The sequence below is a fragment of the Pedobacter fastidiosus genome, assembly GCF_014306625.1.
Lineage (GTDB): Bacteria > Bacteroidota > Bacteroidia > Sphingobacteriales > Sphingobacteriaceae > Pedobacter > Pedobacter fastidiosus.
On sequence record NZ_JACRYL010000002.1, the window covers coordinates 286,834 to 303,348 of the forward strand.

10 protein-coding genes are annotated in these 16,515 nt (G+C 37.1%); all 10 read right to left on the reverse strand.

Annotation, left to right across the window (positions count from 1 at the left end; translation table 11 throughout):
* Positions 1-134 precede the first annotated feature (134 nt).
* Positions 135-1,202 carry a Gfo/Idh/MocA family protein gene (locus tag H7U22_RS03385; protein ID WP_187069927.1) on the reverse strand — a complete coding sequence of 356 codons (1,068 nt, stop codon included), beginning with the start codon at positions 1,200-1,202 and terminating at the stop codon, positions 135-137.
* A complete protein-coding gene (locus tag H7U22_RS03390; RefSeq protein WP_187069928.1) occupies positions 1,199-2,434 on the reverse strand; it encodes an extracellular solute-binding protein in 1,236 nt (411 codons plus the stop codon). The genes H7U22_RS03385 and H7U22_RS03390 overlap by 4 nt, the downstream gene beginning before the upstream one ends.
* Positions 2,427-3,590 (reverse strand): CaiB/BaiF CoA transferase family protein, encoded by a 1,164-nt coding sequence (locus H7U22_RS03395; protein ID WP_187069929.1) that lies wholly within the window; start codon positions 3,588-3,590, stop codon positions 2,427-2,429. The genes H7U22_RS03390 and H7U22_RS03395 overlap by 8 nt, the downstream gene beginning before the upstream one ends.
* A 104-nt stretch (positions 3,591-3,694) precedes the next feature.
* Positions 3,695-4,846 carry a CaiB/BaiF CoA transferase family protein gene (locus H7U22_RS03400; RefSeq protein WP_187069930.1) on the reverse strand — a complete coding sequence of 384 codons (1,152 nt, stop codon included), beginning with the start codon at positions 4,844-4,846 and terminating at the stop codon, positions 3,695-3,697.
* Positions 4,843-6,030 (reverse strand): ABC transporter substrate-binding protein, encoded by a 1,188-nt coding sequence (locus H7U22_RS03405; protein ID WP_187069931.1) that lies wholly within the window; start codon positions 6,028-6,030, stop codon positions 4,843-4,845. The genes H7U22_RS03400 and H7U22_RS03405 overlap by 4 nt, the downstream gene beginning before the upstream one ends.
* Positions 6,031-6,146: 116 nt before the next feature.
* On the reverse strand, positions 6,147-9,533 hold the full coding sequence (locus tag H7U22_RS03410) for a glycoside hydrolase family 2 TIM barrel-domain containing protein (protein ID WP_187069932.1): 3,387 nt from the start codon (positions 9,531-9,533) through the stop codon (positions 6,147-6,149).
* Positions 9,534-9,574: 41 nt separating this feature from the next.
* Entirely contained in the window at positions 9,575-11,383 is a 1,809-nt protein-coding gene (locus H7U22_RS03415) for a glycoside hydrolase family 2 TIM barrel-domain containing protein (RefSeq protein WP_248284668.1), read from the reverse strand.
* Complete coding sequence (locus H7U22_RS23010; protein WP_248284669.1) at positions 11,359-12,225, reverse strand: sugar-binding domain-containing protein; 867 nt, start codon at positions 12,223-12,225, stop codon at positions 11,359-11,361. Before H7U22_RS23010 ends, H7U22_RS03415 begins: the two co-directional genes overlap by 25 nt.
* A 6-nt stretch (positions 12,226-12,231) precedes the next feature.
* Positions 12,232-13,257 carry a glycoside hydrolase family protein gene (locus H7U22_RS03420; RefSeq protein ID WP_248284670.1) on the reverse strand — a complete coding sequence of 342 codons (1,026 nt, stop codon included), beginning with the start codon at positions 13,255-13,257 and terminating at the stop codon, positions 12,232-12,234.
* A gap of 221 nt (positions 13,258-13,478) precedes the next feature.
* On the reverse strand, positions 13,479-16,235 hold the full coding sequence (locus H7U22_RS03425; RefSeq protein WP_187069933.1) for a family 78 glycoside hydrolase catalytic domain: 2,757 nt from the start codon (positions 16,233-16,235) through the stop codon (positions 13,479-13,481).
* Positions 16,236-16,515: the final 280 nt, after the last annotated feature.

Consider the following 16,515-nt stretch of genomic DNA (forward strand, 5'->3'; position numbering starts at 1 on the left):
ACCGATAGGTAAAATATTTTTTAATTATAATCCCGTCATTGCGAGTTTTCGATTTTTCATCGAAACGAAGCAATCTCTCACGAAAAGTAGATTGCTTCGGCTCGCTCATCCCCTGTCTCTCAATGACGATATCCCTATTTAACCTTTATTCCTCCAATATCACTCGATTGATAAGCACTTTCTACGACTGCCATCGTATTAATTACATCTTCAACACTGGTATTTAAAACATCCGTCGATCCTTCATTATAGCGCATTAAATTGGCCATTGTACCAATAAATGCTTCGGGAAACCAAGAACCTTCCAGTTTAACTGTTTTCCATTCTGGTGATCTTCCTTCTTCAACAATACAATATTCAAAAACATCTGGAACCCCATCCGGATAATCCATAAGCAAGCCAATTTTAGCGATAATTGCCCCTTTTGTACCTTCCCATTTAATATAGCTTTCTTGATGATCGGGTCCAAAATCATGATCGTGATTGGTATTAATTACGGCATGCATCGTATCGCCATAATCGAACAATATAGTAGAACGAGATGACGATAAATTTTTAGCTGGATGTTTTAATGTTTTAGCCAAAACGGATGTTGGATTCCCCAAAAACGAACGGATTAAATCTACATAATGAATGCTGTGGTATTGAATTTCTAAACGAGGATGAACAATAACATGAGGGAAAATTTCCCATGGTGTTTTTATTGTCACTCGCACCTCCATATCGTACAATTCGCCAATTAAACCAGCATCAATTAGATATTTGGCCGCACTTACAAATGGCGCAAAACGCAATTGAAAATTAATAGCAGCTTTAAAATTTCGTTCCTTACACAAAGCCAAAATTTCTTTTGCTTGCTCAAAATTATCGCCCATTGGCTTCTGAATTAGAACAGCACTTCCAATTGGCAGTTGTTTTAAGGTTTCAATGTATTGCTCTGGAATAATGGTTAAATCATACACAGTATTTTCTGGAGCGTGGGCAACTGCTTCTGCAACAGAATTATAAACATTAGCGATTCCAAATTGATCTGCCAGTTTTTGCGCTCTTTCTTTTGTTCTATTTACAATCCCGTGAATCTTAAATCCGGCTATTTTGTAAGCTGGCAAATGTGCATCAGCTACAATTCCGCCCGCACCAATAATAATTATGGGTTGTGCAGTTTTGGGCAATTCGGGTTTATATTTTATATCAATACTCATTTTTCTAATTCATTAATTTTTAGTTGCGCATGTTCAACTAGTTTTTCTATTGGTTGATCGCTATTAACTACACTTAAAACCATTTCATCAATTACAGCAGCAATTGAAGCCCAATTTTTCTTTTGTGGCAACATTTTAGCCACTGTATGTAAAGCATCTAACTTGTGGTAATAAGGAATTATTTTATTGATTTCTGGATCATTCCAAGTCGACATTCTGCAACCAATGCCACCTTCTAAAGTTAGTAGTTTATCATTTTCTTGATTGGTTGCAAAACGTAGAAATTCATAAGCGACTTCCTTATTCTTACTTCCTTTACCAATGGTATATAACCAATAAACATTGAGCGAAGCTGAGATTTGATCTACATTTGAAGGTAAAACATCTACATCAATTTTACCTTTTACTTTCGAATTTTCATCTACTTCGCACATTGTAGCAAAGCCAAACCAATTAACCATCATTGCGGATTCGCCATTCATAAAAGCCAAGCCGGCAGCAACAGAATCAAATTGCGCAGAACCAGGATGTACAGCTGTTTGATCATTTACAATGCTTCTATAAAAAGTTAATCCTGCTATCGAAGCTTGCGTATTGATGTTTATCACGTCATTTTTATCGACCAAACTTCCACCTCTTGTCCACAATTGCAGGCAATAATCAAAAACAGTATTGTGGCCATCTGGATAGCAAGCGAAAATACTTCCGTATAAATTTGCTTCCGGACGATTAAAAAACTGGGCAATTTGATGGAAATCTTCCCAAGTTTTTGGCACCATTAAAGCTTTGCCATATTTGGATAAATAATTTGCCTGCTCTACATGGCTTTCAAAAAGATCCTTTCTGTAGATAAAACATTCTGGTCCATCATGAAAAGGCAAACCAGCCACTTCCCAGCCGAAACGCTGTAAGCTTAGAAGAGATTTGCTCCATCCTCTTGGAAAATCATCTGGTTTATTTTTGTTGATGTAAGGATTTAATATTTCGAAATCTTTGTTTAAATATCCCTCATAAATCCAATCGGTATTGATGTGGGCGAGATCGAAATCGCCATTGGCCATCCCCTTTTTTGTAATGGTTCGATCATAAAGCTCATGTAAATCCATCACGATCATTTCCAATTTCAAATCACAGCCAGAAATTGCACAAAACTTATCCCAAAATTTCTGCATCGCTGCTTCAAACGGAGCAAATTTTCTTACCGCAATTTTGAAAGTACTTTGGTTAGACATTGGTAACGGCATTTAAGGTGATGAATTCTTTAATAATATTTTGATTATCCTGTCCTAATTTGGGAGAACCTTTGGATGAAGTTAATAATTCTCCATCAATCCGAATCGGACAACGTGTAGTTTCGTATTTGTAGCCGTCAAGCATTTCTACTTCTTGAATCATATTTAACACTTTGAAACCGTCGTGTTCCATTAATTCTTTCCAATTTAAAACATCTGCGCACCAAATATCTGCAGGCTCTAAAAGTGAAAGCCATTTTTCTGTAGTGGCCGATAAAAGATGATTCGCCAAGATTGCCTTAATCTCATCGCGTTTATCAAATGCTTCTTTTATGTCGATATATATTAACAGATCTTCACAAATTAATAGTTTTCCAAGCATAGGAATTGAACCCATAGCCAAAGCGATATAGCCATTTTCAGTTTGGTAAATGCCGTAGGGAGCGCCCAAGTAAGCATTCGCATTGTTTTTCAAAGAGCGTTGTGGTAAAGCTCCACCATCATTCATGAAAGTAGTGATGGTTTCAAATTGAAAATCGTAGGCAGATTCCATCATGCTCACTTGCACCAAACCGCCCTCGTTTTTAATCACTTTGCGATATAAACAAGCTAAAAGCCCTTGTGCCAAATGTGCTCCAGCCAACATATCTACAATGGATAATCCCATGGCAATTGGCCCATTATCGGCATTGCCAGTTAATGAGGTTAAGCCAGTTACCGATTGCAAAAGTAAATCCTGACCGGGTTTATTCTTCCATTCGCCTTCGTTTCCAAAACCAGAAATTTCTCCATAAATGATGGTTGGATTTAAGGCTGAAACAGATTCGTAATCAAATCCTAATCGGTCCATTACGCCAGGGCGAAAATTATGAATCATTACATCTGCCTTTTTAAGCAATTCGCGAACCATTTCACAATCTTCTTCTTTTTTCAAATCGACTTCAAAACTTTCTTTATTGCGGTTTATAGCATGGAAAACCGAAGATTCTCCATTCATAATTAAGTTAGAAGTGTACAAAGTGCGACAGATATCTCCCACACCTAGGCGTTCAATTTTAATTACCCGAGCGCCCATATCGGCCAAGCGCAAGCTTGCCGATGGACCTGAAAGGAACTGACTAAAATCGATAACTAAATAATCTTCAAGCGGTCGCATATTTTTTTTGTCAATGCCGTCATTGCGAGAATTGGTTTTTTACCATCCGAAGCAATCTCCCTTGTGGGCAATATCAGATTGCTTCGTGCCTCGCAATAACGGACTTACGTTATTTTAAACTCCTGATTAATCTCTCTATTATTAATACCTAATTTTGGTGCTGCTACGGCTGATTTCAATTTTAAACCATCCAACCTAATCGGGCTAACTGTTGTTTTTATATTTTTCCCATCGCCTAAATCTAAATACTGTTCTATATCTAAATTTTTGTAAGCATTTAAAGCAGTTGCTTTTTGGTAATCCAATACTTCGGCGCACCAGATTCCATTAGTTTCTAAAATATTTAACCAACGCTGAGTGTCTTGCTTTTTAAAAGTTTCTGCTAATCTCAAAATTAACTGATCGCGATTTTCAAATGCAGCGTTCGGGTGGAGGTACAAATCGGTAATATCGCAGTTTATTAAAGCACAAATATTTTCCAAATTGCCCATTGCCATTGCCAAATAGCCATTATTTGTTTCGTACATTCCGTAAGGTGCACTTAAATAAGCATGTGCGCTTCCCTTTGCCGAACTGCGCTCTGGTAACTTGCCACCATCGTTTAAATAGGTTGTAATTACTTCAAACTGAACATCCAAAATTGATTCGAGTAAACTAACTTCAACTAAAACGCTCTTATTGGTTTTGGCTCTTTTAATTAATCCAGCCATCAAGCCCTGCGCCAAATGGTTGCCACACATAATATCAGAAACGGATAACCCAAATGGAACCGGACCATCAATATCGCTTCCAGATAAATAAGTTAAACCGGAAACGGATTGAACCAATAAATCCTGCCCTGGTTTGTTTTTCCATGGTCCTTCTGTACCATAACCGGTAACCATGCCATAAATAATTTTATCATTAAGTTGTTGAACATTAACATAATCAAGCCCGATTTTCTCCATAACACCTGGCCTAAAGTTATGAGTCATGATATCAGCTTTTGAGATCAATTTTTTCAGTTTTTCTAAATCTTCAGGATTTTTTAAATCTGCTGCATAGCTCTCTTTATTTCTGTTGATGGTATGAAAAAGCAAGCTGTCATCCTCTACAAAAAGATTTTTAATAGACAATTGCCTACAGGCATCTCCCCCTTTTGGTCGCTCAATTTTGATTACTCTTGCACCAAAATCTGCCAATTTTAATCCAGCAGAAGGGCCTGCCAAAAACTGGCAAAATTCTAGAACCAATACACCTTCTAACGGTCTGCTCATGCTAAGGTTAATGTTTTAGATTCTTGATATAGTTTATTTAAGTCTGCTAAAACCTGCTCTTCGTTGCCACCCTTCATCAGATAATCTCTAACAACATCGCCAGCATGATCTTGAAAAAACATACTTCCGTGGTAACGCGGACGAAGAAAAGCCCGTTCTAATGCAGGCAAAGTATTTGAAAAATAGTTCTGACTTTGTCTATTTACTTCGGCGTTTTTCCAAGCCATTAAATGCCCCGGCTGACCACCACTTTCAAAGAATAAGCTTTGTTGGCAAGCTGAAGAACCCACATATTTTACATATTCTACTGCGGTTTTCAATTCTTCGCATTTAGAAGAAATGGCCAATCCTGTTCCGCCCAAGGTGCTTCTTAAATTTGTTTTTCCATCTAATGAAATCATATCGTGGAAGTGCAAATGCTTACGACTATAACCATTTCTAGAGTAATTTGAATAGCCATAAGCAAACGGACAATATGCAATTTCATCCGTTAAAGTCATGGCTTCATAAACCTGAATTGGGTTTCTATTAAAGTTAGCCTCATCCATTTTTGTGGCCAGCTGGCGATACATTTTTAAAGCTTTTACCCCAATTTCTTTGGAAATAACAAGATCATCAGCTTGATAAGGATCTTCGCCCAATGAGCAACATAATGTGTAAAAATTCATTAAAACATCAATCGGGATACCGGCAAAAGCAACTAAGCCTTTATCTGCCAAAGCCAATAAATCTTCGAATGATTTTGGTAATGATAATCCCTTTTCAGCTAATAAATCTGGCCGACTAGAGGCTACAGGGGTTGCTGCATCAATTGGTAATCCCCATTGATGGTTATTAAAATTATAACTTTCGTAAGATGCGCCAACTGAGTTTTCTTCTTGATCTTTTAAATATTCAGGCGATAAATGATCATCCAATGGAATAATGGAGTTTGTTTTTGAAGCAAAACCTGCCCAGGGGTGATCGATCACCAACAAATCAAATCGCACTGCCAATTCTTGAATGGAAAAATCTGCGAACTGTTGCAAACTTCTTTTCTCCCAAGTGATTTGTACATGAGGATGAAGTTCGGAAAATCGTTGCGCAGTGGCCACCATGGGCAAAAACCCACGACTGTGATTCCAAGTTATTCCTTTTAAGTTAATTGTCTTCTTCACTTTATTTCCTCTAATTATTTCTGTCATTCTGAGCACGGCGAAGAATCCCTAACCTATTCCTTACAAGCCTAACGCCAGCTACTGCTTTGGTAAAGACTGTGTCTTATAGCCCGCAGATTCTTCGTTCCTCAGAAAGACAATACCTAAAATTTTATTCGTTTTACTTTATTGCTAACATCTTCCTTTTTTCCCTCAAAAGGCAAAAGATAAAAGCTGTATTTATAATTTTTTGATGGGATTTGGTATTTTGGTAAAGGCGCTGCAACATCGCTCCAGCTATCATTCCCGCCAACGCCCATCTGAATTAAATCTACGTTTACCGTTAAATAGCCCGCATCTTTAAGCTTATTGGTATGTTTAGCCGATTGAATATTTTCTTCTGTGTAAGGCCAAGCACTCATGCTTAATAAACTATCTGCAACGAAAACTAAGCCTGTCTTTTTCGCTGGGTTAGAGAAATACATCCAACGTACATCTGTACGATTTCCATTTTCTTGAGGAACAGCATAATTTTCCATAAAATCGTTAATGGGTTCGCTGTAAGTGGCAACATCGAAACCATAATTTTTATCGATGTAATTTTCCATCGGCCCTTTTCCATACCAAGTAATATTATCGTAATTACGAAGAATACCCATTTGCATGCCCACTTTAGGGATATTCGGCAAACCTGATTTAACTGTTAATGCATAATCAACCTTTACGATTCCTGTATTGGAAATGCTATAGCTCACTTTAACGGTTGCGCTATCGTTAATTAAACTGTAATTGCTCGTAATCATTATTCCCGAACCGGAAACTCCATCGAATTTGCCCATGCTAGAACCTGTAAACTTCAGATCATTTTGATACCACTGCTTTAATTTCTTGTTCGATTTCCAACCGCGTTTATCGTTATCTGTTAACGGACGGGTGAAATGTGGCAACAATGGGGCAGAAATCTGTTCAACACCTCTCCATTTATAAGATGTTAATGCGCCATTCTTTTTATTAATGTTAACTTCAAAATTTTGTCCGGAGAAGATTTCATTATCGATTGTAGAACTGTATTTTGGAGGAGAAATTTTATCTACAAACTTTGGTTCGGCCAAGCCGGTTAGAAGAAATTGATTGGATGCAACATCAAATCCTTTCTTCGCCCAAAGTTCATCTTGTGGTAATACAAAATGAATATCAGCCAAATATTCTGAGCCCGATTCAATTTTTGGCAAGTAAGTAGAAATATTGATTACCGTATCTTTTCCTGCTGAAAGGTTAATCTTAGGTAACGATTTTTTACTGATTACAAAACCATCCTTTCGCACAATCAAATAAACATCGTAACTGTTGAGGTTTTTAACCGAATGTCGATTGGTAACTTTTACAATCCCTTTTTTTGCATCTAATAATTCGCTTTCAGCACCTTGATAAACTCGTTTACATTCGTACATGGCTCCTTTTGGTTTCCCATCAGAATTAACCACGCCCTTGATTGTGAAATTATCAAAATATTTTTCGCCAAAATCTCCTCCATAAGCATAAAATGGAACACCAACACTATCAGTTTTTAAAATCCCCTGATCTTTAAATTCCCAGATGGCACCTCCAATAATTCGTGGTGTAGAACGAAAAACATCCCAAAAATCTTTCATATTCCCAACCGAATTGCCCATTGCATGTGCATACTCTACAAAGAATATCGGTCGATGATCACCATTATCTTGCTCTGCCAACATTTTTGGCGTGTAGATGCTTGGATACATTCTACTAATAATATCCACATAAGGCTCATCCTGTGGGTTTTGCAAACGGCGCGAATGATCATTTGGTTTTAGGTAAGCCGGATTACTCGGATCCATATAACCATCCAAACGCGGATTTCCCATTGCAGGCTCGTAATGTACCGGGCGTGTAATGTCAAAATCGTGAATCCATGCCGACATGGCCGCATGGTTTGGCCCTCTACCACTTTCATTGCCCAAACTCCAAATAATAATACTTGGGTGGTTTTTATCACGCATCACCATTCTACTACTGCGCTCTAAATAAGCAGAAGTCCAAGTTGGATCATTGCTCAATTTCCCACCTAAACCATGTGTTTCTAAATTGGCTTCGTCAATCACTAAAATTCCAAATTCATCGCACAAATCGTATAAATATGGATCCATTGGGTAATGACTTGTGCGGATACAGTTAAAATTGAAACGTTTAATGGTTAAAACATCCTGCAAAATATCTTCGCGACTTAAAGCTTTTCCCTTTGATGGGTGATGATCTGGGCGATTGATTCCATATAAATAAGTTTCCTTTCCGTTGATCAACAACTTACCATTGGTTTTAGAAAACTCGATACTTCTAAAACCCACTTTACAGGTTTTAACTTCTAATATTTTCCCTAAACTATCTTCTAATGAAATCGTTAGCGTGTAGAGATTTGGAACTTCATCGCTCCATTTTAAAGGGTTTTTGATTTTAGTTTCCAGTAAGCCAAATTTCACATTATCCAATCGAGGCCAAATCTCATTTATAATACTTTCCACAGTTCGCTCCAATGGTTTTTCCAGAATATCTTTTCCAGATTGATTAAAAAGTGATGCTATGACTTTATAACCTTTAACTTCTTTGCCTGTTAGGTTTTCAATTCGTGGGCGAATGCTTATCGTTGCATCTTTATAATCCTTGTCTAACTTTGTTTGTACAAAGAAATCGGCGATTCGTAATTTAGGTTCTGCCAAAAGCATTACTTCACGATGAATACCACTTAAACGCCAATGGTCTTGATCTTCCAAGAAACTTCCATCCGTCCAACGCATGACTTGAACTGATAAAATATTTTCTCCAGCCTGTAAATATGGTGTCACATTAAACTCTGATGAAAGAAAACTATCCTCAGCATAGCCTAAAAACTTGCCATTAACCCAAACTTTATAGCCCGAACTTACGCCTCCAAAATGTAAGGTGATGTTCATGTCTTTCCAGTTTTCGGGAATAGAAAAAGTACGCTGATAACTTCCAACGCCATTATAATCCATCGGTGGATTTGGTGGATTTACCGGACGAAAAGGATAAACAGCACTTTTGTAAATCGGTTTATCGTAACCTTTCATCTCCCAATTTGATGGAACTTCTATTTTCTTCCAGCCGCTTACGCGTGATTTATAGAAATCTTTTGGGGCATCTGCTGGCTTTAGTGCAAATGAAAAATCCCAATCTCCGTTGAGTGAAATCATTCTGGTTGATTTATCTCTATTGCCAGTTTTTGCATCTTCGATGTTGGTAAAGGAATAAGCCGTTGCACGAGATGCATCGCGATTAATGCCACTTACTAATGGATCTTCCCAGGGTTCTCTGTTGTAAATTTCGGGTACTTTTTGAACTGCAGTTGGGGTTTTATCAACGAGTTGGGCAGAGGCTGATATGGTTAAAAAAAGTAAACAGATTAAAGGATTTAACCATATAAGACATTTAAGAACATTTAAGTTTTTCGGCGCTAAAGATTTTTTGCCAAAAGATTGCTTCGTACCTCGCAATGACCATAATGGGAACGTCATTGCGAGACACGAAGCAATCTTTATATAATTAGGTCTCTTAATCATTTTCCTGTATTAATTATGATTGATGAAGAAGACAAACCAGCCGAACTTGCGGTTAACTTTATAGTTCCGGTTTTTTCTGTTGATTGAAGAATGCCCAAACATAAACCGTGAAATGCTTTACGATAATTGGCTTTAAATGGCTCTAAACTAGCTTGAAAACCATTATCTACCCCAGCTATAAAACCATTTCCTTCTATCTTGAAATCAACTAAATTATCAGCATTCGGCACAACATTTCCATTCGCATCTACAATCCGAACCGTAACAAAAGACAAATCCTTTCCATCTGCTTTGATATTTTTTCGATCTGCAATTAATTCAATTTTAGCTGGTGCGCCAGCGGTTTTAACTTCACTTACTAAAACCTCTTTTCCATTTTTACGAGATACTGCTTTTAATGTCCCAGGCTCATAATTTACGTTCCACTGTACGTGCAAATCTTCTCCTTGTTTGCTCTTTTTGCCAAGCGATTTCCCGTTCAAATAAAGTTCAACCTCATCGGCATTGTTGTAATACGCCCAAACCTCAACGGCTTTTCCCTTTTCCCAATTCCAATGCGGTAAAATATGTAACACAGGTTTGTTTGTCCATTCGCTTTGATACAGGTAATAAGAATCCTTTGGGAAACCTGCTAAATCTACAATGCCGAAATAGGAACTTCTAGCAGGCCAAGGATAAGGCAACGGTTCGCCTAAATAATCAAAGCCTGTCCAAACAAAAATTCCAGAAACATGATCGTATTTTTTAGCTTCTTTTAAAGTTTCTTCGTGAGTTGAACCCCAATAGGCCGAAACATTATCATAAGAAGAAGCCGACCATTCCGCATTGCCTTCAACAAACTTAGTTTTTCCATCACGTGGCCAACGGCGAATGGTATCTGCTGTATCATAAAAACCCCTCGTTTCTAAGGCTGAAGTCGTTTCTGTAGCGAGAAACTTAACATTTGGAAAGTTAATAGGGAAATCCTTATATTTTTTATGGTTGTAATTTAAGCCATAAACATCCAAAGCATTGGCTTGATAAATGAAGTTTTTCTTGGGGTCAGTTTCTGTCAATGCAGAAATTACAGGACGAGTTTTATCCAAATTTTTAACAATAGAAACAAGCTTTTTGGTTAAGGCGATTCCTGTGCTATCAAACTGTTCGCGAATTTCATTTCCAATACTCCATAAAATGATGGAAGGGTGATTGCGATCACGCTTAACCATATCTTCTAAATCTCGTTTATGCCATTCGGGAAAATTTAAGTGGTAATCATTTTTGGTTTTCTTTTTGGCCCACATATCAAAAGCCTCATCCATTACCAAGAAACCCATTTTATCGCATAAATCTAAAAACTCTGGTGCTGGCGGATTGTGTGCTGTTCTAATCGCATTAACGCCCATCGCTTTCATAATTTCGAGCTGGCGTTCCATCGCTCTAATATTTATTGCAGAACCTAAAGCACCTAAATCATGGTGCAAACAAACACCTTGAATTTTCATTGGCGTGCCATTTAGAGAGAAACCTTTTTGAGCATCAAAATTGAAAGAACGCACACCAAAATTGGTTTCATAACAATCTATTACTTTATTATTTAGCAAAATCTCAGTTACCAATTTATATTGCTTAGGGTTTTCTACCGACCAAAGAACTGGGTTTATAATTTGATTATCTGTGTTAACTGTAATTCCGAAAGTATCTATTTTAGTGTTGTAAGGCTTATTCTCTAAAACCAGTTTGCCATTAGGGTCATAAATTTTATTCCGCAGAACAATAGATTGAACTGAGAAGGTTTTATTTAAAATTTGCGCTTTGATTTGCAAACGGCAACATCTTTAGGTACAGATTGAGAACCATCAGCTTTAACTAAATTAGCGGTAACAAATGTGCCCCAATTTTCGACAGCCACTTTCGCTGTAGAGGTTAACCACACATTTCTATAAATTCCAGAACCAGAGTACCAACGAGAATCTGGTTGTGCAGAATTATCAACCTTTACGGCAATTGTATTTTTGCCCACTTTTAAATATTTGCCGATTTCGTAGGAGAAAGAGCTATATCCGTAAGGACGCTTCCCTAAAAAGTGGCCATTAACCCAAACTTCGCTGTTTTTATAAACGCCATCAAACTCGATGTTGATTAATCGATTTTTAAAATTTGAAGGCGCTATAAAATCTTTTCTGTACCATCCAATTCCGGTTGGCAAACCGCCACCTTCTGGCTTAGCCGGATTCTTTTCATCGAATTTTCCTTCTATGCTCCAATCGTGAGGCAAAGTTAATTTGCGCCATTTTGCATCGTTATATGCAGGAGATTTTGCAGTCGGTTCGTCGCCAAGAAAGAATTTCCAATTTTTGTTGAAGTTGGTTCTGGAGCGAGAACTATCGTCATTGCGAAGCTGGCCTTGAGCGAGCTGAAGCAATCTGTCTTTTTGAATGAGATTGCTTTGTGCCTCGCATCCGATAGCTATCGGATGACAAACCTCAAAACTTAACAATAACGCTGAGTTAGTCCTCGTTTCGACCGCAGTGGAGAAATCTTGGTTGTATGTACTAAAACCAAGTTCAAAGTTTTCTCCATTTCGCTTCGCTTCAGTCGAAATGACGGCAAAGGAAAGCACCATAAAAATCGTGAAACTAAAAATTCGATATGTAAATTGAGACATCTTCATTTAATTCTTCTTATCACCTATAAAATCCACTTTACTTTTACCTAAATCTTTTGATGTTGCCACAGCAATTCCGCGTTGATCTTGTTTATTTACAGCACAATAGAAATGGTAAACCACACCCTTATATTTTAACACAAAAGATTTATGCGCATACAATTCATCGTATTTTTCAGAGGACTCAATCAAATTTTCGCCTGTCCAATCTGTCCAGTTTACTAAATCTTTAGAAACCGCAAAGCGATTAAAAGCACCTTTTCGATCTTGCCAAAAAGCGCCAAAATAGAACATCACATAATTGAGCCCAATCTTTTGAATCACGCCATCGCCAGTAATTCCAACCGGATGATGGACTACAGGATCTTTTTGAAAGCGTTTCCAATTAACCATATCATCAGAAACAGCCATTCCAATACGCTCATACCAGCGTGTTTTTTTATTGTTTAGCAATGAATCGCCAACAGCGTTATAATACATTACAAAACGATGCCCTGTTAATTTTTCTTTGTCTTCTATTACAGTACTTTTAAAAAGCTTATTTCTGTTTTCCCACCATCTTACATCAGCATCAGCTGAAGTTAAAACAGGTTTTGGTAGCCTCGTCCATTCTTGAACAGTTGATGGATTTTTTGAGTCATAAGCCATTCCTATTGAAAGTGGTTCGGTTTCGTATCCTTTTTCTTTTCCACCAAAATATGACATCCAGTATTTTCCATCAAATTTGCCCAGCTTATAGCTTCCGCCCCATTCTGTATTTTGCAAGGCATTATATCCTGCCTTTTGGTTATCATCCCAATTACCAGCATCGCCAAACGACATTAATTTGCCCTGATTTTCCCAATTCAATAAATCTTTGCTTTTTGCCAACCAAGTTTCGTAACCTCTACCGCTGTAAATCAAGTAAGTCATATACCAGAATTTGCCTTTTCTAAATATAGTCGGGCAATCCATTTTATGCTGGTCATCATTTGGAACCATAACCAAACCATATTTAAATGGGGTTTTTATTTCCTGATAAATCTGTTCCATTTCAGTTTGAGTAACTGAGTTAGGCTTTTGGGCATTTAATTGTATTGAACAAGAAAATAAGAAAAAGAATAGGCTTAAAAATTTATAGAGTTTTTTGGTACGTGAGGACACGAACAAAGGCATTGAGGACAGGAACAAAAACACTAATCCGTGGTTCGTGCCCTCACGTAACACTGATCCGCAACGCCAACAAGCCACTTTTAAATAGTTTATTAGCTTTCTCATTTATATTGCACATTAAATTTGTAATAACCAGAACCGACAGCCAATTTAGACTTTCCTTTTTCTTCACCTAAATCGGTAAAAGTAGCATTGTATTCCTCGGTTAGAAGTGCATTAGGAAAGGTTGGCAGATATATTACAGCTTTAGTATTTGCTGGTATATTTACTTCCAACACAAAACCATTTACTGATTTTTTCCATTTGGTCGAAATCTCTCCATGGGGAGAATTATAACTTGTACTTGCTGAAGTTAAATCGCCAACAACTTCTGGCTTAATGACAATTTCTTTAAATGCTACCGAATTTTCTTGCTGCTGAATCCCACCAACACCGCTATAAAGCCATTCCATTAAATGCCCAAGCATAAAATGATTGTTTGAAACCGTTGGCAAGGCAGCCCAACTTTCAGTTAATGCTGTAGCACCTTTGGCAATTTGCATTCCATAACCAGGAACATCCGAACGGCTGTTCATATCGAAAATCACATCAGATTTCCCTGCATCTTCCAAAACGCGAAGTACATAGCGGTAGCCGATATCGCCAGCCGTTAAGCTGTTATTTTTGCTTTTTATATCTCTTACTAAATTATCGATTACTGTGTTTTTATCCTGTTCATTAACTAATCCCATGTATACAGCCATTGCGTTAGCAGTTTGGCTTCCTGTTCCATATTGTTTGGTTTTTACATCAAAAAATTTATCGTTGAATGATTTTCGCACCTCTAAAGCCAATTTAGAATAAGCCATTGCATCGGCCTTTTTCCCTAAATGAGTTGCAATTTTCTGCAAGATTTTCAGATCATAATAATAAATGGCTGTTCCTGTAATTCCCATTGGCGTAAGTTGTGAAACACCGGGTGCATTCGGACCTAAATCATACCAATCGCCTAATCCTTGAGATAAAATATGAGTATTAGCTTTGGTTTTTAAATAGCCAATATAACGTTGCATCATTGGATAATAATCTTTCATGGCCTGTGTTTCACCATACCATTGATACAAATACCAAGACATTAAAATACTGCTGCTTCCCCATTCTGGCGAATCGCGAAACATATCTCCACCCCACTCAAATTTTACGTATTCTGGTGCAATTTCTGGAATCAAACCTGATTCTGTTTGCGAATTTTGCATATCCTGTAAAGATTTCTTAAACAATGGTGCTACATCAAAATTGTACCGAACCGAACTGCCCATTAAATGCAATTCTTCTAGCCAACCTAATTTTTCGCGATGAGGACAGTCGGTAAAAACACTGACCATATTGCTCTTAATAGCCCAATCTATTAAACTAAATGTTTTATTGAATAACTCATTTGAGCTCGTAAAACTTCCAACCATTTTCGCCGAATTGCGAATATGTAGTCCTTTTAAATCTTTGATTACTATGCTGTTGGATGAATTTTCTTTTCCTATTGGGATACCGCCTCTAACTTGCAGATACCTAAACCCAGTATAAGTAAATCTTGGACGCCAAGTTTCCAAGCCTTCGCCTTTTAAAAGATAGGTAAAGTAAGATGGACCGCCAATATTTTTCTGTGTAACGTTTCCATCATCTTTCAATAGCTCGGCAGGCGTGATGCGAATGGTGTCGCCTTTATTACCGCGAACTTTTAATTCGATGATGCCTGATGCATTTTGTCCCAAATCGTAAACCCAATCGCCATTGGCCAGTTTAGTAATTGATTTAGCAGAAAAATTTTCAAATACTTTAACAGGTTCAGCACTTTGCGAAATCAATTTTGGGCCACTAACCAGCAAAGCTGATTTCCATTTTTGATCGTTAAAACCAGCAACATTCCATTCCTTTTGTTCCAAGTTTGCATTGTAATCTTCGCCTCCATAAATACTAGAAAAAGTTATTGGAGATGGTGCTGTTTTCCAGCTTTGATTACTGATGATGTTTGAAACTGAACCATCTGAAAATTCGATTGCCAAACGACAAATCATTTTAGGATAACCAAATGCAACCTTCAATTTTCTGTAACGGCCGCTAACTGGCGGAATGTTGTAAAAACCATTCCCCAGCAGTACACCAAGTGCATTTTCACCTTTTTTAATATGGCTGGTTAAATCAAAAGTTACATATAAAGCTTCTTTGTCGTATTTTGTCCACCCTGGGTCTAAAAAGTGATCACCCACTTTTTTGCCATTAAGACTCATTTCAAAATGACCTAAACCAGAGATAAATAAAGTTGCCTTTTTAATCGGTTTTGACACAAAAAATCCTTTTCGAAACATTGGCAAAACATTATTGCCTTTATAAGTATCTTTTTTACCATCAACAGGAAGAATATTTAAATTCGAATCGGCAATTTTTTCATAAGCAATCCATTTTGCGCCATTCCAATCTTCTATATTGAGCAGGCCCATTTGCCAAAAAGCAATTTCGCTTTTTGCAACTAAACCATAATTATTCCAGCTTTCTACCCGCCAGTAATATTTTTTAGTAGAAGATAATTTTAACCCTGAATATTTAACTTGAATAGATTGATTGGACATTACTTTTCTCGAATCCCAAACATTGCCCAAACCATTTTTAATACTTTCGGAGTTATCAGAAACTAAAATTCGGTAAGCAGTTTGAACCACATTCTGTTGATTCGATTGTATTTTCCAGCTTAAACTTGGTGAAACCTGATCTATTCCTATCGGGTTTGTTCTATAATCGCATGTTAAATCTGCAATTTTTAATTGTTGTGCAAAAACAGGAATGCTCAAGAGGTAAAGCCAAAAGAAAATTACAAGTTTGCTCATTTTATACATAGCCTAAGGCTAATTGGATCGCGTTGCGATTTTAGGTTAAATTTATACTTGGTTATCAGCACTTAAAATTAGAAACAAATGCAATTTATTTCTAAATTAAACTTTCTTTGCAAAAGCAAGAAAAACACAAAAGCACTAATTCAAATATAAATGTTTTTTTTAAATATGAAAACTATAATATTGTATTAATATTTACGACAGCTTCTAAACAGGAAATAAGAAAGCATTTTGTATGTTTGAATTTGTAAAAAAACCGATACAGCACCAACTA